Origin of the sequence: Streptomyces otsuchiensis (assembly GCF_004305975.1) — a bacterium.
GTDB classification, from domain to species: Bacteria; Actinomycetota; Actinomycetes; order Streptomycetales; family Streptomycetaceae; genus Streptomyces; species Streptomyces otsuchiensis.
Map to the genome: position 1 here is coordinate 1 of NZ_BHZI01000652.1, position 281 is coordinate 281.

Annotated in this window: 1 pseudogene; it reads left to right on the forward strand. The window is 74.0% G+C overall.

The features are described from left to right. Positions 1-281: pseudogene (gene fbiC / locus E0D90_RS26220) on the forward strand (7,8-didemethyl-8-hydroxy-5-deazariboflavin synthase); the annotation flags it as partial.

Below are 281 nucleotides of genomic sequence, written 5' to 3' on the forward strand. Positions count from 1 at the left end.
CCCCGCGGGGCTCTCCGACACCCACGCGCTGGCGTTGCTGGACGCGGAGGAGGGCGCCGAGCTCGACGCCCTCGCCTCGCTGGCCGACGCGCTGCGCGCGGACGCCGCCGGGGAGGACATCACCTATGTGGTGACGCGCAACATCAACTTCACCAACGTCTGTTACACCGGCTGCCGGTTCTGCGCCTTCGCCCAGCGCCGCACCGACGCCGACGCCTACACCCTCTCCCTGGAGCAGATCGGGGCGCGGGCGGAACAGGCGTGGGCGGCGGGCGCGGGGG